This is a genomic window from Chloroflexia bacterium SDU3-3 (assembly GCA_009268125.1).
Taxonomy (GTDB): domain Bacteria; phylum Chloroflexota; class Chloroflexia; order Chloroflexales; family Roseiflexaceae; genus SDU3-3.
Window position 1 is genome coordinate 216058 of record WBOU01000006.1, and the last position, 26914, is coordinate 242971.

Sequence of the window (26914 nt, forward strand, 5' to 3'; positions counted from 1 at the left end):
TGAACAGACCTTTGTGCATCATAGCCATCTATCAGTTGTCCAAACGTGCGCTTCAATTCAAGAAGATGTTCTAGGCTTGCTTTATTCTATCATACCCCTCTACCTGCGCAAACAACCTCGTTAGGGAAGCTGGGCCTCGATGATGCTCACCGCTGTATGGGTGGGGATGATCCGCACGACCTGGAAGCCCGCCGCCGCTAGCAGATCGCGGTACTGCTGGGCTGTGCGCTCGTGCCCGCCGTACAGCGTGAGCATCACTAGGTCGAATATGGCCAGATACGGCGTCGGCACTCCCTGGTCGGGAAACACGTTCTCGATCAGCAGCAGCGTGCTGCCCGGCTGCATGGCCGCGTGGCAGGCCCGCAGCAGTGCGATGGCCTGCTCGTCACCCCAGTCGTGCACCACATTCTTGAGCGTGTAGATGTCGCCGCCAGCGGGCACGGCCTGAAAGAAATCGCCCGCCACAAAGCGGCAGCGATCGGCAAGCTCGGCGTCGCCTAGGGCCTGCTGTGCGGCTAGCGCGCTATACGGCACGTCGAAGAGCGTGCCCTGCATGTGTGGGTTGGCGCGCAGGATGGCGACAATGAAGCTGCCGATGCCGCCGCCCACATCCACCACGTGGCGGTAGGGCTGAAAATCGTAGCATGCGACCACCGAGGCCACATCTTGGTTGAACTGATCGCTCATGAACTGGTTGAAGCGATGCCCAACCTCGGGGTGATCGCGGTAGTACGAAAACGCGTCGGTGCCCAGCAGATGCGCGAAAGCCTGCTGCCCGGTCATGATCGCGTTTAGGCTGTCGCCCAGCATGCGCTGGGTCTCGGGGTGGTTCACATAGAGGATGTTGCTGGCCAGCGACTCGGGGTGATCGGCCCGCAGCACCTCGCCAAGGGGCGTCAGCCCAAAACGCTGCTCGCTGTCGAGGGTAAACAAGCCATAGCTGGCTAGCCCACGCAGCATGCGGAACAGCGCAGGTGCGTGCGCGCCCGTCGCCTGGGCTAGCTCGTCGGCAGTCTGGGGCTTCGTCGCCAGCAGATCGGCAATCCCCAGCTCTACAACCACGTACAATAGATGCGGAACAATCGTGTTGTTCATCTGCATCACCACTGCGGCGGGCGAAAGTGCTCGTTCTTGCATAGCCCCCTCATCTTCATGCATGCAACGGTAGGCTATTCTTGCATAGACCTAACTTTTTTGCAAGCAAACAATTGATAGGACAAATAGTTCTGGCGTTAAACCGTTGCCTTTCTCAGATCGTCGAACGCTCATCTCTTATGCACTGGGATGCGCAATACTTGCATTCTTTTAGGATGTTGTAGGCAGCTTGCACATCTTTTCCTAACTCGACAGGAAAAAGAAAACAGATCAAACTCATCAATCTCTCGTAATCCCGTGCCTATTTTTGCGGTAATAGTAAGAGCCAATCGCAACATGATCAGTGTAGGCGCTTTGATCAAGAATATGGGTAGGGCCAATGCGTTCTTGTTCAGCAGAACATTTTTACCACAAAGGCAGCAAGACACCAAGGGGACAAATACCACGAAGACGCGAAGACACGAAGGGGCACGGAGCATGGGGATCAGGGATGGGAATCAGCAAAGCGTTTTTCGTAGCACAAAGACTACGTAAAACATATAGGCTCTAAGCACATGGGCTGATCGGCCCAACGCTTCGTTCACCCGACCCAATGCTTCGTTCACCCGACCCAATGCTTCGTTCACCCGACCCAACGCTTCGTTCACTCGACCCAACGCTTCATCCACTCGACCCAACGCTTCGTTCACCCGACCCAACGCTTCGTTCACTCGACCCAACGCTTCGTTCACTCGACCCAACGCTTCGTTCACCCGACCCAACGCTTCGTTCACCCGACCCAACGCTTCGTTCACCCGACCCAACGCTTCGTTCACCCGACCCAACGCTTCGTTCACCCGACCTCACAAAAAACCCACAGCAGCACATATCTGATTGCTACGCCTTGGAGAAAAAAAGACACCGGCACACGTTCATATGCAAAAGCCACTATCTATCAAAGGTAGCCCATCATGCACATCGCCATCCTCATCGGCCACACCATCCTCTGCATCTTGGGCGTGCTTGGCAGCTTCTTTCTCACCACAGGGAGCGTGATCAGCATTGCCAACATGCAGGTGCCGTGGGCACCGGCGCTGCTGGTGGCGGCGCTCGGCGTGCCGGTAGTATTTGTCGGGGCGGGTATCTTGGCGTGGGTGGCCAACAGCCTCTGGGGCCAGGCGCTTACCATCGGCGTGATCGCCTTCCCATGGATCTATCTAGCGCTGTTTGTGCTGGCCATGCTCGTCACCTTCCGTGTGCAGGCCTAGCATGCAGCAGCGACCCCAGACCATAGGTCTGAGGCCGCTGCTGGAATGATTGAAGCTATATGCTAGTGAGCGTGGATGCCCTCGGCAAACTCCTCGATCATCTTCTGGTTGAAGGCGGGGATATCATCAGGCTTGCGGCTGGTCACCAAGCCCTTATCCGTCACCACCTCCTCGTCGACCCAAGTCGCCCCGGCGTTCTGCAGGTCGGTCTTCAGCGAAGGCCAGGATGTAAGCCTGCGCCCGCGCACCACATCGGCCTCGATCAGCGACCAGGGCGCGTGGCAGATCGCCGCCACCGGCTTGCCCGCCGCAAAGAAACCGCGCACGAAGGCCACCGCCGGTTCGCTGACGCGCAACTGGTCGGGGTTGGCCACGCCGCCGGGCAGCAGTAGCGCGTCGTAGTCCTCGGCGCGGGCGGTCTCCACGGTGGCATCCACCGCGAAGCTCTCGGCCTTATCAAAATGCCGCCAGCCCTGCACCGACCCAGGCTTCAGCGAGATGATCTGGGTCTTGGCCCCGGCCTGGGCAAGCGCCTTGCGCGGCTCGACCATCTCGCTCTGCTCAAAGCCCTCGGCCACCAAGATAGCTACGGTCTTTCCGGAAAGATTCGCTGGCATTCGTTGCTCCTCTCGCTCGTCATTGATGCGTTATGTCGATTCTCAACCCGCGCACCAACCGCGCGGGCAAGCCTACCCATCCACGCATTGCACATGGCATGCCATGGGGCGGGCGCACCATGCCGGATGCGCGCCCCAGCACGCATCCGGCCCGACGAACGAGACTGCGCAGGCGCTACTTGGCGTAGCCGTGGGGGTGGGTGCGGTGCCACTCCCAGGCCGAGGCCACAATATCGTCGATGGTGGGGTATTTGGGCTGCCAGCCCAGCTCTTCGCGCAGCTTGGTGGAGCTGGCGATCAGCTCGGCGGGGTCGCCGGGGCGGCGCGGGCCGATGTCGTAGGGGATGGGGTGGCCCGTGACCTTGCGGGCGGCCTCGACCACCTCGATATTGCTGAAGCCCCTGCCGTTGCCCAGGTTGTACTTGCGGCTGCCGATGCGTCCGATCGCATCCAAGGCCAGAATATGGGCCGAGGCAAGGTCGACCACGTGCACGTAGTCACGCACGCACGAGCCATCGCGGGTGGGGTAGTCGCCACCGAAGATCGTGATCTTCTCGCGCTGGCCGAGCGCCACCTGCAGCACAATCGGGATGAGGTGCGTCTCGGGATCGTGGTCCTCGCCACGGTCGGGGGTGTCGCCCGAGGCATTAAAGTAGCGCAGGCAGGCGTGGCGCAGGCCGTAGATCTTCTCGTACCAGTGCAGGCAGCGCTCAAGAAAAAACTTCGACTCGCCATAGGGCGAGCCTGGCTCGATGTGCTCATCCGGCTCGATTGGCAGCTTGGTGGGGTTCTCAAACAGATTGGCGGTGGATGAAAGAATGAAGCGGCTCACGCCATTGGCCACGGCCTGATCCAGCAGATTCACGCCCGCCACCAGGTTGTCGCGCAGGTACTTAGCGGGCTTCTGCATGCTCTCGCCCACCAGCGTGTAGGACGCGAAGTGCATGATACCGTCGATACCCTTGTGCTCGGCAAACAGCCGCTCGATATCGGCGGGGTTGTGCAGATCGCCCTGCACGAAAGCCGCGCCAGCGGGCACCGCCGCAGCATGGCCCTGGTAGAGATTATCGAACACCACCACCTCGTGCCCCGCCGCCAGCAGCTCCGCCGATGTCACGCTGCCAATATATCCGGCACCGCCGGTCACAAGAACTTTCACTGCATGCTCCTTCAGTTGCTGCCATCGCCGCAGCAGTAGCGCCGAACATCTCGGCTCGGGCGATTGTACCACGGGCAAACAATCGGCCCTGTGGCCGAGCTGCACCCCGACCAACGATGGATCGGGCAGGATAAACACTGCCTGAAGGGTAGCGGATGAAGCGGTGGGCGGGGCAAAAAACCCATCGGGGCCGCCGAACAACACAAAAGGCACCAAGCATGGTTGATCTTGGTGCCTTGAAGTCTTGGGGGTAAAGGCAAGCTAGCCCAAACGGAACAGCACCTCGCCCGCGTGCTCGACCAGCAGCAGGCCCTCGGCCTCGCGGCCCGCCCACGCGGCGGGGTCGATGCTGCGGTAGTCGGCGTAGCCCAAGTTGATGCGGCGGCAGCGCTCCTCGGGGATGGATGTGGCCAGCGTCACCTGGATGCGCGGGGTCTCCACGCCGGTGGCTGGGTCGTAGCCGCCCGCGCCCTTCACGTGGGTGCTATGGGCCAGCACGCCGCCCGGGTAGCTGCCAAACTTCTCCCACTGCTTGGTGAAGTAGTCGCGCACGTGGTAGCCGATCTCGTCGATCAGCGCGCCGTGGGTGTACGAGACCTCGGTGATGTGCGGGGCGTAGATGATCACCTCGCCGCCATCGGCCACAATCGGCTCGGTCTTATACATCGCCTTGGCCGCCGTCCACAGGTCGTCGTAGCGCTCGGAGGGCATGGAGAGCACGCTGCGGAACGGGCGGGGCAGCGCCACGATGTTCAGCGTGCGCGAGAGGTCGGCGGCCTGCTCCCATGCCTCCACGTAGCCGCCGGTGAACAGGCCGTGCAGCGTAGAGCCTTGCATCACCATGGCCAGGCAGGTGGTGGGGCGGTCGACGAACTGGGCGGCGCGGTGGATGACGCGGCGGATGGGCGTATCCTTCACGCCGATGGTGGCCATGCAGGTGGCCAGCGCGCCTATCCAGTGGGTAGTGTTGATGATCTCGCCTGCGGCGATGCCGGGGAAGAAGTACTTGGCCCCGCCGGAGAAACCGACCACCTCGTGCGGGAAGACCGGGCCGCAGATCACCAGATGGTCGTAGTCGAAGATCATGCGGTTGATGCGCACGGGGGTGGGCGTGGAGACCAAGCCCTCGCTCAGCGCGGCGATCTCGTCGGATGCGATCAGGCCCACCTCGACGATGGCCGCCGGATCTTCCCAGTGGTGGTTGTACACCGCCGAGTTGGGAAAGCGGGCCGCGCGCTCGCTGGCCGCCATGCCCACCAGCCGGTCGATCGCGGCGGGCGACATAGGCGGGTGGGTGCCCAGCGCGATCAGGTAATCGACGCGGGCGGCGCGCTGGCCTACAAGCTCGTTCAGCTGCTGGTACATCAGGGGGATGGGGGCGCTGCGGGTGGCGTCGGGGATGATCACCAGCACGCGCCTACCATCTATTGGAAGCGACGCAAAGGTCTGAGTCAGAATCTCGCGCACCGCCTCGGGCGACATCGGCTCCGCAGCGCTGCCATAGCCATTGGTCATAACGCGACTCCTTCAAGCAACCGTGGGGATAATGGACTATTGTAGCACCAGGGCCGTGGAATAAAGCGACCTCGCGCAGGAGTTTTCCGGCGCGGCGTGGGGCGGGGCCAACGATTCTTCGTGAAGGTTGACACATCATTACGAGCGAGTTGCGGCTGCGTTAACCAACGCTAACCAAGCGGTGTTGCGCAAAGCCAAGGAAAAACGCTACACTTTTGCTCTAGAGCAAGAGAGGAACGCCATGAGACTTGTCCCCACAGCCCCATCGTTCATCATCCGCCCGCTGCGCGCGCACCGCTGGATGCGGGCGGCGCTGGCCATCGCCATCGGGCTGGCCGTGGGCGCGGCGCTGCTGCTGGCCGCAGCCTGGGTCTACGAGCGCACCCACGCCAGCGAGCACGAGGTAGTCTTCGTCATCCCGCGCAGCGACCCCTACGCCCCCACGGTGGGCAGCCACACCCGCACCCTGCCCAGCGTGATCGAGCTGCAGATGGGCCAGCTCGACACGGTGATCATCCGCAACGAGGACACGCAGCCGGTGCAGTTCGGGCCGTTCAAGCTAGAGGGCGGCCAGGTGCTGCACCAGCGCTACCAGCGGGCCGGCAGCTACGATCTGGAGTGCACCGCATCCACCCACCAGGAGCTGGCGCAGATCAACGTGGCACCGGCGGCGGGCGACCTGTGGTCGATGGCGCGGGCGATGATGCGCTAGCCAGCCCGTGGCACAGTTCGTGCCTTGCGTGTGGCAGCAACGGCGGGGCGCGCGCCCCATCCGCCCGACCACACGCAAGGAAGAACGCGCTATGCCAGGCATCCTGATCCTCTACACCTCGCTGGGAACCGGCCACCGCACCGCCGCACTGGCCCTGGCCGAGGCGCTGGCCCAGTGCGCCCCCGAGACCACGGTGGTGACCGAAGACGCGCTCGACTACTGCTCGGGCGTGGTGAAGAAGGCCCTGAACACCGCCTACCTGCAGAGCAGCGAGCGCGGCCCCAAGCTCTACAAGGCCGCCTACGAGGCCAGCGACAGCGCCGACTTCGACGAGGCGCTGGGCCTCAACCGGCTGATCAGCATCCTGGGCGGGCCGCTGCTGCGCGACATGGACGCCATGATCGACGCGATGCAGCCCGACGCGATCATATGCACCATGCAGCTGCCGCTGCAGCTGATGGCGCACCGCAAGCAGCAGGGCGCGCTGCACTGCCCGCTGTATGTGGTCGTCACCGACTTTGTGGCCCACAGCACGTGGTACGCCCCCGAGGCCGACGGCTACTTTGTGCCCAGCGCGCTGACCCGCGACATGATGTGCAGGCGCGGCGCGCGCGCCGAGCAGATCGCGGTGACGGGCATCCCGGTGCCGCTGACGATCGCCGAGGAGAAGACCATGAGCGCGATGCGCGAGCGCCACGGCCTGCCCACCGAGGGCGCGGTGGTGTCGCTGTTCGGCGGCGGGATCGAGGCCGAGCGCATCCGGCTGATAGTGGACGAGATCGCGCGGATCGAGACGCCCGCGACGCTGGCCGTGGTGTCCGGGCGCAACGAGCAGCTGGCCGAGGCGATCGCGGATGTGCCCAGCGGCCCGCACGTGCGGCTGCTGAAGCTGGGCGCGATCGACTATGTGGACGACCTGGTGGCCGCGAGCGATCTGGTGATCACCAAGGCGGGCGGGCTGATCGTGAGCGAGATCCTGGGGCGCGGCACGCCGATGATCATCATCGACCCGCTGCCGGGGCAGGAGGAGTGGAACGCCGACATGGTGGCGGCCTGCGGCGCAGGCATCCAGCTGCGCATGGCCGAGATGGTGCCGCCCGCCACGGCGCAGCTGCTGGGCAACCTCGACCAGCTCATGGCGATGCGCCGCCAGGCCCAGAGCACAGGCCGCCCGCGCGCCGCGCTCGACATCGCCAGTGCGATCTGCGCGCAGCTGGCGACGCCCGCGAGCTAAGAGAACCCCTTACCACCAAGACACCAAGGCACCAAGGGAACGAATACCGCGAAGGCGCGAAGAGGGCGTTCACCACCAAGACGCCAAGACACCAAGGGAACGAATACCACGAAAGCGCGAGGGTACGAAGGGGAGCGGGGCACCGTTTTACCACCAAGGCTCCAAGGCTTTAAGGGCATATGATACAGAACGGGCGGCGATCTGTTTTTCAGATCGTCGCCCGCTTTGTGCGCTGCGGGGCTAGTCGGCATCGGCGCTGTCGCGCGAGGTGGGGGCCAGGTGGGTAGGCTGGAAGTCGGCTGGCCCGGCCAGCAGCGTGTTGGCCAGAAAGCGCGGCTCGCGCTGGTGCACCTGCAGGCCCGAGGCCGCGCCCGCGTGCTGCTCGCGCAGCACCTGGTGCTGGTCGTAGTCGCCGCCGTTCTGGGTGCGGAACGGGATGGGCGCGGTGTCGGGCATGGCCAGCAGGCGGTCGGCGTAGTGCCGCGCCAGCTGCTGGGCGGTTTCGGGGGCGATGTGGCGCACCTCGTAGAACACCGTGGGCGGCACCACCGCCATGCCGGGGTAGAACAGCACGCCGTGCTGGATGGGCCAGAGGATGTCGTCGATCTGGCCATTCACGCCCAGCGGCCCGTAGTGCGCGGCCCGCCCGCCCACCGTGGTAGCCACCATGGCGCGGCGGCCCGCCAGCGCGCCCTCGCCGAAGCGGTCGCCCCAGCGCCCGCCGCCGTGCTGCCCCACCCCGTAGGCGAAGCCGTAGGCGTACACGCGGTCGACCCAGCCCTTCAGGATGGCGGGCATGCCATACCACCAGAGCGGGAACTGCAGAACCACGCAGTCGGCCCACAGCAGCTTGCGCTGCTCCTCGGCCACCTCGGGCGACTGCTGGCCCGCTCGGTAGGCCTCGCCCGAGGCCCTGCCGTAGTCCAGCGGCTGCTCGGGGTCGCGCGCGGGGAAGTCGAGCGCGTCGGCGGTGGCCTTCCAGCGCATCGCGTACAGGTCGGAGAGCGCCACCTGGTGGCCAGCATCGCGCAGCGCGGCCAGCGCGTGGTCGCGCAGGAAGCCGTTGAGCGAGGTCGGCTCGGGGTGCGCGTAGACGATCAGATAGTTCACCAATAGACTCCTTACGGTATTTTACGCAGACAAAGCTCCGCATATTTTCTGGAAAATACACGAATCTCAAAAAGATAGCATCTTCTTCGCGAAAGACGCATGTTCTGAGGTATAGTATAAACAGCACGCGCTGATTGACAAGAAGGCACATTTTGTATAGATAGTATCGCCAGTGATACTCGCAGCAGCAGAGAGGAATAAATCGATGGGCGCAAGCTCTGGCTCACCCTACGGGTGCGCGGTCGAGGCCACGATCGATGTGGTTGGGGGGCGCTGGAAGGCGGTGATCTTGTTTCACCTGATCGATGGGACCAAGCGGTTTAGCGAGCTGCGGCGCTTTCTGCCCAAGATCACCCAGCGCATGCTGACCATGCAGCTGCGCCAGCTGGAGGAGGATGGCGTGATCTGCCGCGAGGTGTTCGCCAGCGTGCCGCCGCGCGTGGAGTACTCGCTCACCGAGTTTGGCCGCACGCTGGTGCCCACGCTGCAGGCCATGCGGGCCTGGGGCGAGACCTACGAGCAGCGGCTGGCGGCGCGGGCCGCCCAGCGCGAGGGGCAGATCAGGCGCGGGGGCGCGTGACCTGCCTGCGGCGCGCTAGGCCAGCAGCACGCGCACGCCGTGGGCCTGAATGGCCTCGACGGCCTCGGCGGGGGCCTGGGCGTCGGTGACAAGGGTGTGGACGGCGGCCAGCGGTGCGATGGTGACGCTGGCGGCCTTGGCCAGCTTGCTGTGGTCGGCCAGCACGATCAGGGTGGGCGCGCAGCGCACGATCGCGCGGTCCATCGAGGTCTCCACGCCCAGCTCGTTGGAGAGGCCGCGCTCGACGCTGAGGGCGCGGATGCCCATCACCACTTTGGTGGCGCTCAGGTCGGCCAGGGCCTGCTCGGCCAGGTGGCCGATCATCGACATCTCGGAGTGGCGCAGCACGCCGCCCACCAGGATGGTGGTGATCTCGGGCATGGCGGCCAGCACGTTGGCCACATTCAGCGCGTTGGTGATCACCTTCAGGTCGCGCCTGCCGCCCAGGTGGCGGGCCAGCTCCACCGTGGTGGTGCCCGAGCCGATAAACACGGTATCGCCATCCGCGATCAGGGCGGCGGCGGCGTGGCCGATGCGGCGCTTCTGCTCGGCATTGTCGCCCACGCGGCGCAGCACCGGCGGCTCCGGCTCGGCCTCGTGCGGGGCCAGCGCACCGCCGTGGGCGCGCTGGACGGAGCCATCGTTGGTCAGCTTCTCCAGGTCGCGGCGGATGGTGGCCTCGCTGACACCCAGCCGCTCGCTCAGCTCCTCGACCGTGGCGGTGCGCTGCTCGCGCACGATCTCCACGATCAGCTGCTGCCGCTCGGCACTGAGCCGTGTCGCCATACGGTTCACCTATGCTTTCCTGCATTGAATCGGCATCTGATGGGCGTATTGTAGGCGCTGCTGGGGGCGCATGTCAAGCGATACTGACAAAATTCAATCATTTTTATGATCGAATATGATTGAATATGAATGAAAATGCTTGACATTGCTGATTCATGGGCTATAATCGGAGCAACACCGATCAGAAATAAGCGAATCACCCCAGCGCAGGGGGCCTTTACCAACGCAGTGCTGCGCCGCACCTGCGCAGATTGAGGATGCTATGACCTACGAAACCCACACCTGGAGCGAGATCCAGTCGCAGCCCGCCGTCTGGCCGAGCGCGCTGGAGGTGGTGCAGCAGCACGCCGAGGGGCTGCGGGCGCTGCTGGCCGAGGGCGCGTGCGACCACGTGGTGGTGACGGGCTGCGGCTCGACCTACTACCTGGCGCTGGCCGCCGCCGCGCTGGTGCAGTCGCTCACCGGCAGGCCCGCGCGCGGCGTGCCCGCGTCGGAGATCTGGCTGAGCGGCGAGGGCGTGTTCCCGAGCGGCCAGCGGGCCCTGCTGGTGGCGGTCAGCCGCTCGGGCGAGACCACCGAGACGCTGCGGGCGGTCGAGTCGTTCCGCGCCCACCAGCGCGGCGCGGTGCTCACGCTCTCGTGCTACCCTGGCCGCGCGCTGGCCACTATGGGCGATATGAATCTGCTGTTCCCCGAGGCGCAGGAGGAGAGCGTAGCCCAGACCCGCGCGTTCAGCACGCTGTACCTGGCCAGCGCCGCCGTGGCCGCCACCTGGGCGGGCCGCGCCGATGTGCTGGCCCAGCTGGCCGCGCTGCCCCAGGCCGCACAGGCCATCCTCGACAGCTCGCTGGGCCTGGCCGGGCAGCTGGCCCGCGACCCCGGCCTCAAGCGCGTGTTCTTCCTCGGCTCCGCCGGGCGCTACGGCCTGGCCTGCGAGCTGAGCCTGAAGATGAAAGAGATGTCGCTGAGCGACAGCGAGCCGTTCCACTTCATGGAGTACCGCCACGGCCCGCAGTCCATGGCCAGCCCCGAGTCGCTGATCGTGGGCCTGCTCTCGCAGCGCAACCACCAGCACGAGCGCGCTGTGCTGGATGAGATGCGCGCCCACGGCGCGACCGTAGTGGCCATCGGCCCCGGCGGCGACGTGCCCTTCCCCGACGCGCTGGACGACGCCGCCAGCGGCGCGCTGTACCTGCCCTTCGGCCAGATGCTGGCCTACGAGCGCGCCACCTCGCGGGGGCTGAACCCCGACCGACCGCACAACCTGGATGCTGTGGTGCGGCTGGAGGCCCTGCCCACCAGCGGCTAGCACCCATAGCGCACTTCTCCCCCCGCAGCGGGGCCAGACGAGGGAGGCCACTATGAAGCGAACCATGCCCATGCTCACCGTGATCGCCGCGCTGCTGCTCGCCGCATGCGGCGGCGCAAGCGCCCCCTCGCCCACGGCGGCGGGCGGGGCGGGCAGCGGGGCAGCCGCGACCGCCGCCCCTGCCGCCCCAGGCACCGGCGAGCCGACCAACATCACCTACATGATGTGGGGCTCGCCCGAGGAGCTTGAGGTCTGGAATGCGATCGTCGCCGACTTCCACACCGCCCACCCCGACATCAACGTGAAGGTGGAGGTGAGCGACTGGGAGTCGTACTGGAACAAGCTCAAGACGCTGTACGCGGGCGGCACCCCGCCCGACGTGTTCGCGATGGATGCTCCGCTCTACCCCGACTGGCAGTCGCGCGGGGTGCTGCTGAACCTCCAGCCCTACATCGACAAGACCCCCGGCCTGCTCGGCGGGCTCTACCCCAACACGCTGGCCGCCTACCAGCGCACCGATGGCTACTACGGCCTGCCGCGCGATTTCAACACCGTCACCCTGTTCTACAACAAAGACATGTTCGACGCCGCTGGCGTGCCCTACCCCGACGACACATGGACTTACGACAAGCTGCGCGAGGTGGCCAAGCAGCTGACCAAGGACACCGACGGCGACGGCAAGACCGACCAGTGGGGCCTGGCCAGCGACATGTGGGACATGGAGCTGATCTGGAGCGAGGCGATCTGGGGCTACGGCGGCGCGGTGATCAGCCCCGACTACAGCAAGACGCTGCTGGCCGAGGGCAAGGCCCACGACGCCTGGCAGCAGCTGGCGGGCATGATGGTCGACGACCAGTCGATGCCCAGCCCCAGCGTGGCATCCGAGTACGGCGGCGACCCCTTCGCGGCGGGCGTGGCGGCCATGACCACGATCGGCCACTGGGTGGTGCCGCAGTACGCACAGCTGGGCTTCAAGTGGGATGTCGCACCCATGCCCAGCGGGCCAGCGGGCCGCGCCACCAGCGTAAACAGCGCCGGGTTTGTGATCGCCAAGGACAGCAAGCACGCCGACGCCGCATGGCAGTTCGTGCAGTTCGCGATCAGCGAGCCGGGCCAAAAGCGCCTGGCCGAGCTGGGCTTCGCCATCCCCGTGCTGAAGTCGGTGGCCGAAAGCCCCAGCTTCCTGCAGAAGAAGAACACCGCGATCAACGAGCAGGTCTTCCTCGACGCGCTGAGCTACGCGCGCCCCAAGCCCTCGTTCAAGGGCTACGAGGAGTGGGCGGCGGCGGTGGGCGATGGCCTAGTGCCGGTCTGGAACGGCGAGAAAGCGCTGGACGCGGCGCTGGCCGAGATCGTGCCAGCGGCGGATGCGGTGCTGGCGAACAACAAGTAGATAGCGCGACCGTGCGCCTAGCGTGTATGCGCCGGGCGCACGGCGAGACACAGGCGATGCTATGCAGGCGGGAATCAAACCTCTGGGCAACGAGCGCGTGTGGCTGCTGGCGCTGCTGCTGCCAACCTTGTTCGGGCTGCTGTTCGGCGCGCTTGGCTCGGTGCTGGCCACCCTAGGCATCAGCCTGATGAACTGGGACATGCTGAGCGCCCCCACCTGGGCCGGGCTTTCCAACTACACCGGGCTGCTCCACGACGACCTCTTTCTCAAAGCGCTGGGCGTCACCTTCGCCTTCAGCCTGATGTACGTGCCGGGCACAGTCGCGCTGTCGCTGGCCGTGGCGCTGCTGCTCAACCGCAAGCTGCGCGGCATGGGCTTCTTCCGCACGCTCTACTTCATGCCCACGGTCTCCTCGGCGGTGGCCATCGGCCTGGTGTGGAGCTGGATCTATGGCAAGGATCGCGGGCTGCTGAACTACCTGCTGGGCCTGATCGGCATCGCGCCAGTCAGCTGGCTGGGGTCGCAGAACGCGCTCTACTCGGTGGTGCTGGTCAACATCTGGGGCGCGGTGGGCACCGGCATGGTGATCTTCCTGGCGGGCCTGCAGTCCATCCCGCGCGAGTGCTACGAGGCCGCCAGCATCGACAGGGCCAACGGCTGGCGGCGCTTCCTGCACATCACGCTGCCGCTGATCACGCCCAGCATCTTCTTCCAGACTATCATCACCACCATCAACTCATTCCAGGCCTTCGAGTACGTCTACATGCTCACGCGCAGCGCCAACGGCGCGTCGAACGCGCCCACGCTGGTGTTCTCGATCTACCGCAACGGCTTCAACTTCTTCCGCATGGGCACGGCCAGCGCGCAGGCGGTGGTGCTGGCGCTGATCATCATGGTGCTCACGGTCTGCTACTTCTGGCTTGAACGACGGTGGGTGGTCTATGACTAAATCGCTCTCGATCGCGCAGGGGCAGGCGGCCCAGGCCCGCCGCGGCGCTGCCAAAGGCAAGATCCTAACCAACGTGGCCGTATACGCGCTGCTGGCCCTGGGCGCGCTGGTGATGGTCGGCCCCTTCGTGTGGATGGCCGCAACCGCGCTGAAGCTGCCCGCCGACCAGTACACGCGCACGCTCATCCCCAGCCCGGCCACCCTGGAGAACTTCCAGCGGCTGTGGCAGCAGCTGCCGTTCACCCAGCTCATCTTGAACAGCCTCACGATCGCGCTGCTCACCACGCTGGGCCAGCTGCTCACCTGCGCGATGGCGGGCTTCTGCTTCGCGGTGATCGACTTCCCCTACCGCCGCGCGCTGTTCGTGTGCCTGCTGGCCACCCTGATGCTACCGCCGCAGATCACGCTGGTGCCCAACTTCATCGTGTTCAAGTGGCTGGGCCTGATCGGCACACAGGTGCCGCTGTGGCTGCCGGCGTTCTGGGGCGGGGCCTTCGGCACCTTCCTGCTGCGCCAGTACTTCCTGACCATCCCGTTCGACCTTGCCGAGGCGGCGCGCATGGACGGGGCCTCGCTGCCCAGGATCTTCTGGGGCGTCTACCTGCCGCTGGCCGGGCCGTCGCTGGCGGCGCTGGCGCTGTTCAGCTTCCTCGGCTCGTGGAACGACCTGCTTGGCCCGCTGATCTATCTGCCCGCCAACCTGGAGAAGACCACGCTCACCGTTGGGCTGTCGCTTTTCCAGACGCAGTACGCGGGGAGATGGACGGTGATGATGGCTGGTGCGCTGGTGAGCATCGCCCCGGTGATGCTGCTGTTTTTCATCGCGCAGCGCCAGTTCATCGAGGGCATCGCGCTCTCGGGCGTGAAACGGTAGGGCGATGCGCTCTCATTCGGCAGAACATGTTTACCACCAAGACTCCAAGACTCCAAGGGAATAGGGAATAGGGATCAGTACCCCTTACCCACCCGGCCCATGCGGCGAAGGTGCCGCGAGAGTCTTGATGGCCATATGCACGAACACCAGCCGCCAGTATTTGGCATTGGAACACTCAAAATTGGGGGTTTCGAAGGGGGCATCGCCCCCTCGCGGGGTTGCTAGGGGCTGGCCCCGAACCGCCACCCGCGTAGGGCATCCACCCACCAATCAAACACCACCGCTATCGACGAAGTAGCACCCTGGCTTAATCAACCGCAACGCATATTTTCACAAGAAGGCTTCGGAAAGCCATAAAAAGTGACGCCATGTGAGTGGCATCGCCCCCTCGCGGGGTTGCTAAGGGCTGGCCCCGAGCCGCCGCCCGCGTAGGGCATCCACCCGCCAAACATCAACCAATGCCATCGCTGAAGGAAAAAACGCCCAGCGCCGACGGGAAAAGTGACACCTGTTGAGGATCAGTCCCCCTTACCCACCCGGCCCATGCGGCGAAGGTGCCGCGAGAGTCTTGATGGCCATATGCACGAACACCAGCCGCCAGCAAGCGGCATAGGAACACTCAAAATTGGGGGTTTCGAAGGGGGCATCGCCCCCTCGCGGGGTTGCTAGGGGCTGGCCCCTAGCCGCCGCCCGCGTAGGGCATTCACCCAGCAACCAAAAGGAACCATTATCATCGTGGCCGCAAGCGGTCGCTCCAACCGTACAACGCTGCAAGCATTGCACGGTTGGAGCGACACGGAACCAGCCCCAAATGTGAGGGGCATCCAGCCGCCAACCTAGAAGAACCATCATCGAGGCCGCAGCACATCGGCCTGACACAAAAACCTAGCAACTCCCCCTGCCAGCGCTGGCAGCTACTGATATCCCAAACACCAGAAGGAACCCGTTATGTCATCCGGCCCAAAGATCACATTCATCGGTGCGGGCAGCGTCGTCTTCACCAAAAATCTCCTCGGCGACATCCTGACCTTCCCCGAGCTGGCGGGCTGCACCATCAGCCTGTACGACATCGACCCCGAGCGGCTAGAGACCGCCGAGCAGATGGCGCGCTGGACCGCCCAGACGCTGGGGGCCAGCCCCACCATCGAGGCCCACCTCGACCGGCGCGAGGCCCTGCGCGGGGCCAGCTACGCCATCAACATGATCCAGGTGGGCGGCCACGCCGCCACCCTGCTCGACTTCGACATCCCGCGCAAGTACGGCCTCAGGCAGACCATCGGCGACAGCCACGGCATCGGCGGCATCTTCCGCGCGCTGCGCACCATCCCCGTGATGCGGGAGATCGCCCGCGACATGGAGGAGGTCTGCCCCGGCGCGATCATGCTCAACTACACCAACCCCATGTCCATGCTGTGCTGGGCCTGGTTCGCATCCAGCCGCATCCCGATCGTCGGGCTGTGCCACAGCGTGCAGTACACCACCGAGCAGATCTCGGGCTACGCGGGCGTGCCCTACGACGAGGTGACCTACCTGGGCGCGGGCATCAACCACGTCGCCTGGATCCTGCGCTTCGAGCACAAGGGCAGGGATATCTACCCGCTGCTGCGCAAGGCCCTGGAGGATGGCCGCATCCCGCAGGATGACCTGGTGCGCGCCGAGCTATTCCGCCGCCTGGGCTACTACGTCACCGAGTCGTCTGAGCACAACGCCGAGTACTCGGCCCACTTCATCCCCCACCCCGGCCAGATCGAGAAGTTCAACGTGCCGATCGATGAGTACATCCGCCGCAGCGAGGAGAACCTGCAGGAGTTCGCCGACATCCGCGCCCAGCTGCAGCGCGGCGAGCCGTTCGAGATCGAGCGCAGCGCCGAGTACGGCTCGCTGATCATCCACTCGATGGAGACCGGCCAGCCCCGCGTGATCTACGGCAACGTGCGCAATGACAACCTCATCACAAATCTGCCCACGGGCTGCTGCGTCGAGGTGCCATGCTTGGTCGACAAGAACGGCGTCCAGCCCACCCATATCGGCGATCTGCCGCCCCAGCTGGCGGGTATGAGCCGCCAGCACGTGGCCGTGCAGGAGCTGACGGCGCGCGCCGCGCTCCAGGGCAGCCGCGAGCACGTGTATCATGCCGCCATGCTCGACCCGCTGGCGGCGGCCACCATGCCGCTCGACCAGATCTGGGCCATGGTCGACGAGCTGATTGCGGCGCACGGCGATGCGCTGCCGGAGGGCATCCGCAGCTAGTCAGTTGAATGGAGCGCGTGGCGGGGTGCGCTCATGCTGGTGCCTGTGTTCCCTGTCTGGCACGCTTTTACGCGGTGTCACGGCACCAGATCGCATTGGAGAAACGACATGAGGATCATCCAGTCTCTTCGTGCCACGGCGGTCGCGGCGCTGGCGATCGCGGCGCTCGGGCAGGCCACGCCCACGCTGGCCGCATCGGTGGCGATCGCGCCGAGCAGCTACACCACCACCGCTGGCAGCGACGGCGGCCAGCCGGTGGCCAACCTGGCGACCCAGGATCAGTCTGGCTCGAACAACAACTGGAACAAGTATGTCGAATTTAGCCCATCGGGAAGCACCAGCTACGCGGGCTACCGCTCCTACACCGTGCCCGCCAGCGTCGCGCTGTCGGATGTGACGGCCATCCAGGTGCAGGCCAACTTCCTCGGCCCGGCCCCCGCCGACCAGACTTGGACATGGCAGATCTACAGCTGGGGCGGTAGCGCCTGGGCCACGCTGGGCACCAACACGGGCACCAGCTGGAGCGCCTGGAAGCAGCTGAGCTTCAGCGCCAGCGGCACCATCGCCAGCTACATCAACAGCAGCACCCGCGAGATCCGCATCCGCCTGATGGCCAGCAACACCAGCGACAGCGCCGACCTCGACTACGAGTCGGTGACGCTGACCACCGGCGGCGCGAGCGCCACGGCCACGCCGACCACGGCGGCAACCGCCACCCGCACCGCCACAGCAGGCCCCACCACGGCGGCCACCGCCACCCGCACGCCCACCCGCACGCCGACAGCGGCGGCAACCGCCACGCCCACAGCGGTCTACACGCCCATCGTGATGACCCCAGCGCCCACCACGGCTTTCTACGTCTCGCCCAGCGGCAGCGACACTGCGGCGGGCACCCAGGCCGCGCCCTGGAAGAGCATCCAGAAGGCCGCCAGCAGCGCCACGGCGGGCAGCACGGTCTATGTGCGCGGCGGCACCTACAGCGAGCGCATCACCTTCGGCGTCTCGGGCAGCGCAGGCAAGCCGATCACCTTCCAGAGCTACCCCGGCGAGCTGGCCGTGATTGACGGCGGCGGCCTCACGCTCTCCTCGGGCGATAACCCGCTGGTCAACCTGAACGGCAAGAGCTACATCATCTTCAAGGGCTTCGAGCTGCGCAACAACAAGACCAGCACCCAGGGCGTGGTACCGATCGGCATCTACGTGCCGGGCGGCAGCGCGGGCGTGGAGCTGCGCAACAACAGCATCCACGACATCGCGACCACCTACCAGGGCACCGATGGCGGCGACGCCCACGGCATCGCGGTCTATGGCAACAGCTCCACGGCCATCACCGGGCTGGTGATCGACGGCAACGAGCTGTACGACCTGAAGCTCGGCTCCAGCGAGGCGCTGGTGGTGAACGGCAACGTGGATGGCTTCAGCATCACCAAAAACCTGGTGCACAACACCAACAACATCGGCATCGACGCCATCGGCTACGAGGGCGTCGGCCCGTCGAACGACCGCGCCCGCAACGGCACCATCGCCGACAACCGCGTGTGGAGCGTGGACAGCTCGACCAACCCGGCCTACGGCGCAACCTGCAACAGCGGCGGCACCGTCTGCTCGGGCGGCGACACCAGCGCCGATGGCATCTATGTGGATGGCGGCACCCAGATCGTGATCGAGCGCAACCTGGTGATCGACGCCAACATCGGCATCGAGCTGGCCTCCGAGCACGCGGGCAAGTCCACCGACTACATCACGGTGCGCAACAACATCGTGTCGAATGTGGACTTCGCCGGGATCGCGGCGGGCGGCTATGCCTCCAGCACCTCGGGCGAGGGCGGCGGCAACGCGCAGAACAACACCATCGTCAACAACACCGTCTACACGCCCGGCAAAGGCTCGGCCTTCGTGGCCCAGTACCGCGTGAAGAACAGCACGCTCTCGAACAACATCTACGCCGCCCGGAGCGGCCAGCAGCGCGTGATCGGCAACAGCGCCAGCTTCACCGGCAACACCGAGGCCAACAACCTGCAGGTGACGGCCACCAGCGCCAGCCCCAACCCCGGCGGCCTGTTCATCTCGGTCACGCGACCATCGGATAGCGACCTGCGCAACTGGTCGGCCAGCTCGGTGCAGCAGTTCCTGCACATCGCCGCTGGCTCCTCGGCCTACAACGCGGGCGGCTCGTCCGCGCTCTCCGGCAGCACCGACATCGACGGCCAGGCCCGCGTGCAGGGCGGCACCATCGACATCGGGGCCGACGAGGCACCCTAGAACCGTTTACCACGACGAACGCATTGTAGGGGCGGGCTTTATGCCCGCCCAACATCGCCCGCATCGCAACCGCGCTCGATGGATTCGATGAACACGATGTGGGCGGACACAAGATCCGCCCCTACAGCAATGAAAACAATGCTCTCTCGGCCCCATCCCACCCGGCCCATCCGGCGAAGGTGCCGCTACGGTTTTGATGGCCATATGCACGAACACCAGCCGCTAGCGAGCGGCATCGGAACGCCCAAAATTGGGGGTTCCAAGGGGGCGATGCCCCCTGGTGGGGTTCCTAGGGGCTAGCCCCTAGGCGCCGCCCGCGTAGGGCATTCACCCAGCGCAAAAGAGGAACCCTTATCATCGAAGCAGCAAGCGGTCAGCCCGACCGGGCAACGCTACAAACATCGCCTACGGTCGGGCCGACCCAAAACGACGCAGAAACAATTCACAATGTGACATCATGTGAAGAACCTGCCCCCAGGCACAACCCGCCAAAAATATCGCCATCGCAGATACAGAAACGACCACAAGAACAGCGCTAAATAAAAGACATCGCTTTTTATAGATCAATAGACCCCATAATCATAAGATGGCGCGTAGATTAACAGAATAACACGTAGATTGATAGAAAGTCAGGGGGAAATGACCCAAGGCCAGGGGGAAATGACCCAAGGCCACGAAGGAAACGCGCCACTAAAAACAAACAAGCAAAAATCCCACGCTCCCGCAAAAAGCGACACTGAACCAGAGCGCTTATGCTCACACCCTGAAACCCGCACAGACAAAAGGCACCCCTATGCGCAACTTTGACGTTGTAGTTGTCGGCGAGCTCAACGCCGACCTCATCCTCTCCGGCGACGTGACGCCCGCCTTCGGCCAGGTCGAGCGCCTGATCGACGACGCCTCACTCGTCATGGGCAGCTCCTCGGCGATCTGCGCCTGCGGCATGGCCCGCCTGGGCCTGCGCGTCGCCTTCGCGGGCAAGGTCGGCGACGACACGCTCGGCCAGTTCGTGCTGCGCGAGCTAGCGCGGCACGGCGTCGCCACCGCTGGCGTGGTGGTCGACCCCGCGCTCAAGACCGGCCTCACCGTCATCCTCTCGCGCGCCGACGACCGCGCCCTGCTCACCTACCCCGGCAGCATCGCCGCGCTGCGCTACGACGAGGTCGACCCCGCGCTGCTGGCCAGCGCCCGCCACCTGCACATGGGCAGCTACTACCTGCTCGACGCCATGCGCCCCGACGCCCCGCGCCTGTTCGCCCAGGCCCACGAGCTGGGCCTGAGCGTCTCGCTCGACACCAACTACGACCCGCTGGAGCGCTGGGAGGGCGGCCTGGCCGAGGCGCTGCGCCACGTCGACGTGTTCCTGCCCAATCGCACCGAGCTGCTGGCCATCGCCCGCCAGCCCGACGAGGTCGCGGCCCTGGATGCGCTGGCCCAGGCCGTGCCCACCGTGGCGGTGAAGCTGGGCGGCCAGGGCGCGCGGGCCAGGCAGGCGGGCCGCGAGGCCTACGCCCCTGCCACCCCCGTCGACGCCGTCGACACCACTGGCGCGGGCGACTCGTTCGACGCTGGCTTCATCTACGGCCACCTGGCGGGCTGGCCGCTGGAGCAGACCCTGCGCATGGCCTGCGTCACCGGCGCGCTCTCCACCCGCGCCGTGGGCGGCACCGCAGCCCAGGCCACCCTGCCCGAGGCGCTGGCGCTGCTGTGACATGCCCCACACCCCGCGCCCGCACACGACCCCTGGCGCACGCCGGGGGTCGTTGGGTATTGCGCAGCGGCGTATAATCAGCGTAGGCGCGCGGCGGCAAGAGTAGAAAGCGCGACATGCTGTCAGGCAACAGCAACCTATTTCTTACCCGCAATCCTAGCGCCACCTCAACAATCTAGGCAGTCGTAGCGATCGCTGCACTGCACTTCTGCATTAGCAGAATGAACAGATGAACGCACTTAACACTATTTCCACAATTACCGCCCTTGGCGGGCAGATTACAACGAATATTGAACTCCAAGATACTGCTATAACCGATGATCAGATCGCTCAACTCAGCGTGCTCTCACCGATCAAATGGCTTAACCTAGGCAATACCAACATCTCAAACAAGGCCATGAAATTTGTAGCGCAAATGCCGCAGCTTGAATGGTTGGCGCTGTATAATACACAGATTGGTAATGCGGGATTGCGCTCCCTGCGGGGGATAACATCGCTTACGCATCTCCATTTGGATGGAACCCGTATCACAGATCGGGGATTAGCCTATCTTCGTGCTCTCTCAAACCTGAAACTCCTCGGTCTTTCACGGACACGAATTACAGACCAAGGATTGGCATTGCTCGCACATCTATCAAAACTTAGACACCTCCGTCTCGCCCACACCCAAATCACAGATACCGGCCTCACTCATCTGGTTGCCTTGAAGAAGATGGATTCATTAATGCTTTCGCACACACAGATTACAGATACAGGCCTGATTCACCTCCAAGGCCTGACCGAAATCTATGCATTATATTTGGATGGGACAGCGATCACCGATGCCGGGTTAAAACACCTTACTACCCTACACAAGCTCGAATGGCTTACCATCAGTGATACAGCAGTAAGCAAAGCGGGAATCGATCAACTTAAGGAAATACTGCCGAGGCTGGATACTGATTGGTAGTGGTCCAAAGCCAAATCGGGGTTTTTGCATCATCCCTCAAAATGGTCACGTACACGATAACAAGTGGAAAAGAGAGGGTTTTTGAGCGTGAAATCACTAATAGATATCGCGGCCTAGCGTGCTCTACGGGATCTTGCACCATGTCTATAATCAGGAAAGGACACCCACCATGCCGCTCAGCGCCTACGACACATCTGCTGGCATATTTGTTCTTGGCCATGTCTGCAAACGCTACCGCTCTGGGCGTGGCCCAGTTCACCCGCCAGCAGATGCACGCCCTGGCCCAGTCGGCCCGCCTCACGCCGCTGGGGTGAGGCGGGGTGGATGCCCGACAGCTATTGCATGGCAGCTCATCATGAACGTAATGACATCCCGCTGAAACATGGTGCCGCTAGGGCCGTATATAGACATCCATTGTCGCTCGTTATTCTAGAAGGGGTCTATCGGTGAAACTGAATCGCGAATTTTGGCTTCTGGCAGCCGGGATTCTCATTCCATTTGCAGGGTTCTGGCTGCTTATACAGACCCCCACTAGCCAGCTAAATCAGATTCCATCTTGGCTATCGCTTGCCATATTTCTTTTACCAACTATCTATTGGGTATCTATCTTTTCTCAAAACATCCTTCCTATCTGGGGCGCCATCAAAAAGAATCCTGCACCTCTGCTTGTTTGGCTATATTTCTGGCTTGCTGCTATTTCTTTCATCTTCTTTCAGCATATGCAGCAATTACCGCCGCGCCCCATCTCTCTATCGAGCACAGCATTCCGCATGATGACTGCCACAGGCGTACCAACATTTGTGCTTTCTCAGAAACTACAAGAAGAGAAGAGTGTAGTCTGGCTCACTATCGCAGGTCTATCATATATATGCGCATGTATTTCTGTATACGCAGGCATTATCGGCTAATCAGAGTACCATCACGGTAGACATATCATCGCCTCCGTTCTGGAGGCTTGCTACGAATGAGTATGAATCATTGGAATAGTTTCAAGAAACCATCATCCACTATCTGCCCGCAGATCTACTGCTTTCACTGGCGTGCGGCTGGTGGGTGGGTTGCCGAAGGTCTTTATCCAAATCTACAGGTCGCATATCAAGCACAGGAATTTGTTGCCACCAGCCGCTGTGGCTGCCACTTTGGGCACTGTGCACGGCTTGGTGTGCTGGGCGATTGCGATTGGTATGAGCCTGACGAGCTACAGCTTGCACAGGACGGCCTGCCATGGTTCTACTTTATCCCAAATCCGCAGATGTTGCCTGAGGAGATGCGCGACGAATACATCCGCGCCTCAGAATTGCTCTGGGGAACGTTGCACTGGCATGGATGCGCTTAAACACCTTCCCCACTCAGTTAATGATATGACTGGCTGCAGCACGACGGCCTGCATTTCCACAAGGTGCAAATCACTTTCGCCGACCTCATCCAGATCATCCAGTCGCCGCAGGCCATCCGCCGTGGCACCCCCGCCGACGACTTTGTCCGCATCGGCGTCGCCCCGCCGCAGCGCAAGTGGTACCTGCGGTTTCGCGCGGTGCAGAGCGACCGAGAGGAGCTAGATCAAGGCGACTACGATCTGACCCTGCCAGCCGACATGCTCGCAGACTTCCGCGCCGCGTGCCTGCCCAGGCTGCGTGGCCCGGTGGGCGAGGAGGATGCGCTACGCTACTTTTCGCGCATCTAGGGGCTTCATTCTCGACAGAGCGCCGATGCTTTTACCACCAAGACTCCAAGGCACCAAGGGAACCAATAACCACGAAGACGCAAAGACACGAGAAAAGTTTAGAACCTTCGAGCCTTCGCGTCTTCGTGGTAAAGAGTCTCTGGTGAATCAAGAACGCATAGGCCATAGCGCAAAGCCCAACGATGCGCTATCATACGCAGGCAGGCAAGCAGCGCAGGCCAAAAGCGAGAGGAGCTGGGTATGGCGATCATGCGGATGGACAACGTCGGCATCGTGGTGGAGTCGCTGGATGCCGCCATCGCGTTCTTCGGCGAGCTTGGCATGCGCCTTGAGGGCCGCGCCACCATCGAGGGCGAGTGGGCCGGGCGCGTCACCGGGCTTGGCGACCAGCGCGTCGAGATCGCCATGATGGCCACCCCCGACGGCCACAACCGCCTTGAGCTGTCGCGCTTCATCGCCCCGCCGGTGGTCGCCGACCACCGCAGCGCGCCGGTGAACGCGCTGGGCTATCTGCGTGTCATGTTCGCGGTGGACGACCTGGACAACACGCTGGCGCGGCTGCGACCGCACGGTGCGCAGCTTGTGGGCGAGGTGGTGCAGTACGAGCAGGCTTATCGGCTCTGCTACATTCGCGGCCCCGAGGGCCTGCTGATCGGGCTGGCCGAGCAACTGGGGTAGAGACACATCTTGAACAAAAAGGACAACCGATGACCACGCTCCAGCTGGCACAGGCCAACGCGATTATCGACGCCGCGCTCGCGGAGGGGCGCAGGCAGGGCTTCGCGCCCTTGGCCGTCGCCGTGCTCGACCCAGGCGGGCATATGATCGCCTTCAAGCGGGATGATGGCGCGGGCTTTGCCCGCTTCGATATCGCCTACGGCAAGGCCTGGGGCGCGCTGGGCATGGGGTTTGGGACGCGCGAGCTGCTGGAGCGCGGTGCCACGTTCATCACCGCCATCGCCGCCGCGACGCAAGGCCGCATCATCCCCTCGCCGGGCGGGGTGCTGATCCTCGACGCGAAGAGCGAGGTGGTGGGCGGGGTCGGCATATCAGGCGATTTTGGCGATAACGATGAGATCTGCGCGGTTGTCGGCATCCAAGCGGCGGGATTTACCGCACTCACCGGCGCGAGAAGCGATGAGTAGTAGCGCTGGAGAATAGCGAGAAGATTCTCCTCTATCTGGTCAAGCTGCTCAACACAGCGCCTATTGGGGAGGCCTATGGTGCTGGTGCTTTCACGATTATGTGAATCCCCGTTTGGGTGAAACGCATGGCGTTGGGCCAGATACCTATCACCAAGCTCTCACGTCCCCGCCATTCCAAGCGGTGCACATCAGGCTACAATCTACTCTCGTAGAGCTAGCGCTATGGATGTGGCCAAACGTTCGCGTTTGGGCGAATCGTGCAATTGTTTTGGAGGGCATATGTCGCGTCGCTGGTGGATTGTGGTGCTGGCCGTAGGCATGTGCTGTGCCGCCTGCGCCTGGGCCGTAGCTGCGGTGTGGCACGCCGACCAGCAGGAGCTTGCGCAGGCCAAGGCCAAGTGGCAGCACGCGCCCCAGCACTACCAGCTGGATTTCACGATCTCCGGCGATGAGGTGTCGGGGACATTTCGCGCCGAGGTCCAGCGGCAGCAGATCGTCAGCATCACCCCCATCGCCGCCGCGCAGCCAATACCCGATGTATCGCTGCAGACGCTCGCCCGCGTGCTGCCTGTTGAGCAGCTGTTTCAGCGGGTCGATGAGACCTACGCGTCAGCGCAGCCTATCGCAGGCGTGCTCAAGCGCCGCTCGCCGCTCGCACGGTGGGCGCTTGAGCGCCTTGGTGTGGCGCGCTACCCCACATGTTGGCAGCCCACCATGGAGCGGGTGCGCTACGACGAGCGCTGGGGCTACCCAGCCGAGCTGCGCTGGGCGGCTAATCCGTGCGACGACGGCATGTTCAGCCTCGACCGCTTTGATCTCGCAATCACCCTCTTCCGGCCCTTGCCCTAGGCCCCGCGAAGCGGTAGCATGCCCAAGATCGCGTCGTTGGGCGGCTCTGCGTAATCCCATCTGCACCCAGATGCCACTAGCACAAACGTTTCACTCCATGCTATAATGCCCCTGCCGACCGCGCGATGGGAAGCCGAGCTTGCGGGCGCGGGCCGCCCTGCAACCATACCGAGGAGGGGACGATGGGCCACACGATCGTGAGGCGTCTGTATCTGATGGAGGTTGGGGTGATGCCGGAGTACCACATCCCGATCGTCTGCTATCTGGCGCAGACCGATGACGGCAGAAACATCCTGATCGACACCGGCCTCCCCGAGACCATCCCCGAGGAGGCCTCGGACTTCGCGAACGGGCGGGACGTCATCGCGCAGCTGGCCGACCTCGGCCTGACGCCGGACGACATCGACACCGTCATCTCGACCCACTACGACATCGACCACGCCGGGCGGCACGCGGCCTTCGCCAGGGCGCGCTACGTGGTGCAGCGCCTGCACCACGAGGATGCGGCCACCAACCCGCGCTTCGCGGCCCTTCGCCCCCAGTGGGACCAGCCGCTGGATCGCATCCAGCTGGTGGATGGCGACACCGAGCTGCTGCCGGGGCTGGAGCTGATCGAGACCAGCGGGCACGTGCCGGGGCACCAGTCGGTGCTGGTGCGGCTGCCCGAGACTGGCGCGGTGCTGCTGACGGTCGACGCCGTACCCTTCCGCGAGGGCTTCCGCCGCGACGCGCAGGGCGACGCGGGCAACCCCGACGCCGAGGCGACCCGCGCCAGCATGCTCAAGCTGCTCGACTTGGCCGAGCGCGAGCATGTCGAGCTAGTGATCTTCGGGCACGACATCGAGCAGTGGCGGGCGCTCAGGAAAGCGCCAGCATTTTACGACTAGGGAAGAGCACCCGCAGACACGCGGGAGAGAGGGAGAGCAACCATGGCAAAGACGGCAAAGAACACGATCTGCCTGTGGTACGACGGGGGCGCGGAGGAGGCCGCGCGCTTCTACGCCGCAACCTTCCCCGACTCGGCGGTGACGGCAGTGCACCGCGCCCCAGGCGACTTCCCCTCGGGCAAGCAGGGCGACGTGCTGACGGTCGAGTTCACCGTGCTGGGCATCCCCTGCATCGGGCTGAACGGCGGCCCCGAGTTCAAGCACAGCGAGGCCTTCTCGTTCCAAGTCCGCACCGACGACCAGGCCGAGACAGATAGGTACTGGGATGCGATCGTGGGGAACGGCGGCGAGGAGAGCGCGTGCGGCTGGTGCCGCGACCGCTGGGGCCTCTCGTGGCAGATCACGCCGCTGGCGCTGACCGATGCGCTCGCCGACCCTGACCGCGAGGCCGCCAAGCGCGCGTTCGACGCCATGATGACGATGGGCAAGATCGACATCGCCACGATCGAGGCCGCGCGGCGAGGGTGATGGAGCAGCTCGCGCAGTGACCGCCCAACGAGAGCGCCGCCCAGCCAGCGATGTGGCTGGGCGGCGCTC

The 26914-nt window shown here is 64.2% G+C and carries 27 protein-coding genes; 20 read left to right on the top strand and 7 right to left on the bottom strand.

What is annotated here, in order from left to right:
• Positions 1–120: 120 nt before the first annotated feature.
• Together F8S13_12065 and F8S13_12070 are read right to left on the bottom strand one after the other, a co-directional pair.
• On the bottom strand, positions 121–1158 hold the full coding sequence (locus tag F8S13_12065) for a methyltransferase (protein KAB8142969.1): 1038 nt from the start codon (positions 1156–1158) through the stop codon (positions 121–123).
• Between the two features lie 597 nt (positions 1159–1755).
• Positions 1756–1962 carry a hypothetical protein gene (locus tag F8S13_12070; GenBank protein KAB8142970.1) on the bottom strand — a complete coding sequence of 69 codons (207 nt, stop codon included), beginning with the start codon at positions 1960–1962 and terminating at the stop codon, positions 1756–1758.
• An 83-nt stretch (positions 1963–2045) separates the two neighbouring features.
• On the opposite strand from F8S13_12070, the gene F8S13_12075 reads away from it, so the two are divergent.
• Positions 2046–2342, top strand: a complete 297-nt coding sequence (locus F8S13_12075; GenBank protein KAB8142971.1) for a hypothetical protein — start codon at positions 2046–2048, stop codon at positions 2340–2342.
• A gap of 62 nt (positions 2343–2404) precedes the next feature.
• Here the strand turns inward: F8S13_12075 and F8S13_12080 are convergent, their stop codons facing one another.
• The 3 genes from F8S13_12080 to F8S13_12090 form a co-directional block, all read right to left on the bottom strand.
• On the bottom strand, positions 2405–2959 hold the full coding sequence (locus F8S13_12080) for a type 1 glutamine amidotransferase (GenBank protein KAB8142972.1): 555 nt from the start codon (positions 2957–2959) through the stop codon (positions 2405–2407).
• A 175-nt stretch (positions 2960–3134) separates the two neighbouring features.
• On the bottom strand, positions 3135–4118 hold the full coding sequence (gene galE, locus F8S13_12085; GenBank protein KAB8142973.1) for a UDP-glucose 4-epimerase GalE: 984 nt from the start codon (positions 4116–4118) through the stop codon (positions 3135–3137).
• A 261-nt stretch (positions 4119–4379) separates the two neighbouring features.
• Positions 4380–5633 (bottom strand): DUF2088 domain-containing protein, encoded by a 1254-nt coding sequence (locus F8S13_12090; GenBank protein ID KAB8142974.1) that lies wholly within the window; start codon positions 5631–5633, stop codon positions 4380–4382.
• A gap of 241 nt (positions 5634–5874) precedes the next feature.
• Here F8S13_12090 and F8S13_12095 point away from each other — a divergent pair, with 241 nt between their 5' ends.
• Both F8S13_12095 and F8S13_12100 read left to right on the top strand, forming a co-directional pair.
• The gene (locus F8S13_12095; GenBank protein ID KAB8142975.1) at positions 5875–6345 is read left to right on the top strand and encodes a hypothetical protein; all 471 of its coding nucleotides are present in this window, start codon (positions 5875–5877) and stop codon (positions 6343–6345) included.
• A gap of 91 nt (positions 6346–6436) precedes the next feature.
• Complete coding sequence (locus tag F8S13_12100; protein ID KAB8142976.1) at positions 6437–7579, top strand: UDP-N-acetylglucosamine--LPS N-acetylglucosamine transferase; 1143 nt, start codon at positions 6437–6439, stop codon at positions 7577–7579.
• A 240-nt stretch (positions 7580–7819) separates the two neighbouring features.
• Here F8S13_12100 and F8S13_12105 read toward each other — a convergent pair whose 3' ends face one another.
• Positions 7820–8689, bottom strand: coding sequence for an NAD(P)H-dependent oxidoreductase (locus tag F8S13_12105; protein ID KAB8142977.1), 870 nt, complete (start codon positions 8687–8689; stop codon positions 7820–7822).
• A gap of 205 nt (positions 8690–8894) precedes the next feature.
• On the opposite strand from F8S13_12105, the gene F8S13_12110 reads away from it, so the two are divergent.
• Complete coding sequence (locus tag F8S13_12110; GenBank protein ID KAB8142978.1) at positions 8895–9269, top strand: helix-turn-helix transcriptional regulator; 375 nt, start codon at positions 8895–8897, stop codon at positions 9267–9269.
• A 15-nt stretch (positions 9270–9284) separates the two neighbouring features.
• Here the strand turns inward: F8S13_12110 and F8S13_12115 are convergent, their stop codons facing one another.
• Positions 9285–10055 (bottom strand): DeoR/GlpR transcriptional regulator, encoded by a 771-nt coding sequence (locus F8S13_12115; protein KAB8142979.1) that lies wholly within the window; start codon positions 10053–10055, stop codon positions 9285–9287.
• A gap of 262 nt (positions 10056–10317) precedes the next feature.
• Here F8S13_12115 and F8S13_12120 point away from each other — a divergent pair, with 262 nt between their 5' ends.
• From F8S13_12120 to F8S13_12195, 16 genes are all read left to right on the top strand, one after another.
• The gene (locus F8S13_12120) at positions 10318–11364 is read left to right on the top strand and encodes an SIS domain-containing protein (protein KAB8142980.1); all 1047 of its coding nucleotides are present in this window, start codon (positions 10318–10320) and stop codon (positions 11362–11364) included.
• Complete coding sequence (locus F8S13_12125; GenBank protein KAB8142981.1) at positions 11324–12757, top strand: sugar ABC transporter substrate-binding protein; 1434 nt, start codon at positions 11324–11326, stop codon at positions 12755–12757. The genes F8S13_12120 and F8S13_12125 overlap by 41 nt, the downstream gene beginning before the upstream one ends.
• Before the next feature lie 61 nt (positions 12758–12818).
• On the top strand, positions 12819–13706 hold the full coding sequence (locus tag F8S13_12130) for a sugar ABC transporter permease (protein KAB8142982.1): 888 nt from the start codon (positions 12819–12821) through the stop codon (positions 13704–13706).
• Positions 13699–14580, top strand: coding sequence for a carbohydrate ABC transporter permease (locus F8S13_12135; GenBank protein KAB8142983.1), 882 nt, complete (start codon positions 13699–13701; stop codon positions 14578–14580). The genes F8S13_12130 and F8S13_12135 overlap by 8 nt, the downstream gene beginning before the upstream one ends.
• Before the next feature lie 948 nt (positions 14581–15528).
• On the top strand, positions 15529–16830 hold the full coding sequence (locus F8S13_12140; GenBank protein ID KAB8142984.1) for an alpha-glucosidase/alpha-galactosidase: 1302 nt from the start codon (positions 15529–15531) through the stop codon (positions 16828–16830).
• A gap of 33 nt (positions 16831–16863) precedes the next feature.
• Positions 16864–19092 carry a hypothetical protein gene (locus F8S13_12145; protein ID KAB8142985.1) on the top strand — a complete coding sequence of 743 codons (2229 nt, stop codon included), beginning with the start codon at positions 16864–16866 and terminating at the stop codon, positions 19090–19092.
• 793 nt (positions 19093–19885) lie between these two features.
• Complete coding sequence (locus F8S13_12150; protein ID KAB8142986.1) at positions 19886–20803, top strand: sugar kinase; 918 nt, start codon at positions 19886–19888, stop codon at positions 20801–20803.
• A gap of 229 nt (positions 20804–21032) precedes the next feature.
• Positions 21033–21752, top strand: a complete 720-nt coding sequence (locus F8S13_12155; protein KAB8142987.1) for a hypothetical protein — start codon at positions 21033–21035, stop codon at positions 21750–21752.
• A gap of 446 nt (positions 21753–22198) precedes the next feature.
• Positions 22199–22660 (top strand): hypothetical protein, encoded by a 462-nt coding sequence (locus tag F8S13_12160; protein ID KAB8142988.1) that lies wholly within the window; start codon positions 22199–22201, stop codon positions 22658–22660.
• Between the two features lie 62 nt (positions 22661–22722).
• Positions 22723–23088 carry a hypothetical protein gene (locus F8S13_12165; GenBank protein ID KAB8142989.1) on the top strand — a complete coding sequence of 122 codons (366 nt, stop codon included), beginning with the start codon at positions 22723–22725 and terminating at the stop codon, positions 23086–23088.
• 63 nt (positions 23089–23151) lie between these two features.
• Entirely contained in the window at positions 23152–23436 is a 285-nt protein-coding gene (locus tag F8S13_12170) for a hypothetical protein (protein KAB8142990.1), read from the top strand.
• Between the two features lie 240 nt (positions 23437–23676).
• Positions 23677–24114: a VOC family protein gene (locus F8S13_12175; protein KAB8142991.1), complete on the top strand. Its 438-nt coding sequence runs from the start codon at positions 23677–23679 to the stop codon at positions 24112–24114.
• 29 nt (positions 24115–24143) lie between these two features.
• The gene (locus F8S13_12180; protein ID KAB8142992.1) at positions 24144–24581 is read left to right on the top strand and encodes a heme-binding protein; all 438 of its coding nucleotides are present in this window, start codon (positions 24144–24146) and stop codon (positions 24579–24581) included.
• Positions 24582–24860: 279 nt separating this feature from the next.
• A complete protein-coding gene (locus tag F8S13_12185; GenBank protein ID KAB8142993.1) occupies positions 24861–25430 on the top strand; it encodes a hypothetical protein in 570 nt (189 codons plus the stop codon).
• Positions 25431–25612: 182 nt separating this feature from the next.
• Entirely contained in the window at positions 25613–26317 is a 705-nt protein-coding gene (locus F8S13_12190; GenBank protein ID KAB8142994.1) for an N-acyl homoserine lactonase family protein, read from the top strand.
• 42 nt (positions 26318–26359) lie between these two features.
• The gene (locus tag F8S13_12195) at positions 26360–26845 is read left to right on the top strand and encodes a VOC family protein (protein ID KAB8142995.1); all 486 of its coding nucleotides are present in this window, start codon (positions 26360–26362) and stop codon (positions 26843–26845) included.
• Positions 26846–26914 lie beyond the last annotated feature (69 nt).

What these genes read in the sequence shown, in the direction of transcription:
- F8S13_12140 (KAB8142984.1), top strand. Translation starts at nt 15,529, where the DNA reads ATGTCATCCGGCCCAAAGATCACATTCATCGGTGCGGGCAGCGTCGTC.
- F8S13_12150 (KAB8142986.1), top strand. Translation starts at nt 19,886, where the DNA reads ATGCGCAACTTTGACGTTGTAGTTGTCGGCGAGCTCAACGCCGACCTC.
- F8S13_12190 (KAB8142994.1), top strand. Translation starts at nt 25,613, where the DNA reads ATGGGCCACACGATCGTGAGGCGTCTGTATCTGATGGAGGTTGGGGTG.
- F8S13_12165 (KAB8142989.1), top strand. Translation starts at nt 22,723, where the DNA reads ATGAATCATTGGAATAGTTTCAAGAAACCATCATCCACTATCTGCCCG.
- F8S13_12115 (KAB8142979.1), bottom strand. Translation starts at nt 10,055, where the DNA reads ATGGCGACACGGCTCAGTGCCGAGCGGCAGCAGCTGATCGTGGAGATC.
- F8S13_12090 (KAB8142974.1), bottom strand. Translation starts at nt 5,633, where the DNA reads ATGACCAATGGCTATGGCAGCGCTGCGGAGCCGATGTCGCCCGAGGCG.
- F8S13_12095 (KAB8142975.1), top strand. Translation starts at nt 5,875, where the DNA reads ATGAGACTTGTCCCCACAGCCCCATCGTTCATCATCCGCCCGCTGCGC.
- F8S13_12185 (KAB8142993.1), top strand. Translation starts at nt 24,861, where the DNA reads ATGTCGCGTCGCTGGTGGATTGTGGTGCTGGCCGTAGGCATGTGCTGT.
- F8S13_12110 (KAB8142978.1), top strand. Translation starts at nt 8,895, where the DNA reads ATGGGCGCAAGCTCTGGCTCACCCTACGGGTGCGCGGTCGAGGCCACG.
- F8S13_12145 (KAB8142985.1), top strand. Translation starts at nt 16,864, where the DNA reads ATGCTGGTGCCTGTGTTCCCTGTCTGGCACGCTTTTACGCGGTGTCAC.
- F8S13_12080 (KAB8142972.1), bottom strand. Translation starts at nt 2,959, where the DNA reads ATGCCAGCGAATCTTTCCGGAAAGACCGTAGCTATCTTGGTGGCCGAG.
- F8S13_12155 (KAB8142987.1), top strand. Translation starts at nt 21,033, where the DNA reads ATGAACGCACTTAACACTATTTCCACAATTACCGCCCTTGGCGGGCAG.
- F8S13_12075 (KAB8142971.1), top strand. Translation starts at nt 2,046, where the DNA reads ATGCACATCGCCATCCTCATCGGCCACACCATCCTCTGCATCTTGGGC.
- F8S13_12120 (KAB8142980.1), top strand. Translation starts at nt 10,318, where the DNA reads ATGACCTACGAAACCCACACCTGGAGCGAGATCCAGTCGCAGCCCGCC.
- F8S13_12130 (KAB8142982.1), top strand. Translation starts at nt 12,819, where the DNA reads ATGCAGGCGGGAATCAAACCTCTGGGCAACGAGCGCGTGTGGCTGCTG.
- F8S13_12070 (KAB8142970.1), bottom strand. Translation starts at nt 1,962, where the DNA reads ATGTGCTGCTGTGGGTTTTTTGTGAGGTCGGGTGAACGAAGCGTTGGG.
- F8S13_12135 (KAB8142983.1), top strand. Translation starts at nt 13,699, where the DNA reads ATGACTAAATCGCTCTCGATCGCGCAGGGGCAGGCGGCCCAGGCCCGC.
- F8S13_12180 (KAB8142992.1), top strand. Translation starts at nt 24,144, where the DNA reads ATGACCACGCTCCAGCTGGCACAGGCCAACGCGATTATCGACGCCGCG.
- F8S13_12100 (KAB8142976.1), top strand. Translation starts at nt 6,437, where the DNA reads ATGCCAGGCATCCTGATCCTCTACACCTCGCTGGGAACCGGCCACCGC.
- F8S13_12195 (KAB8142995.1), top strand. Translation starts at nt 26,360, where the DNA reads ATGGCAAAGACGGCAAAGAACACGATCTGCCTGTGGTACGACGGGGGC.
- F8S13_12175 (KAB8142991.1), top strand. Translation starts at nt 23,677, where the DNA reads ATGGCGATCATGCGGATGGACAACGTCGGCATCGTGGTGGAGTCGCTG.
- F8S13_12125 (KAB8142981.1), top strand. Translation starts at nt 11,324, where the DNA reads ATGCTGTGGTGCGGCTGGAGGCCCTGCCCACCAGCGGCTAGCACCCAT.
- F8S13_12065 (KAB8142969.1), bottom strand. Translation starts at nt 1,158, where the DNA reads ATGCATGAAGATGAGGGGGCTATGCAAGAACGAGCACTTTCGCCCGCC.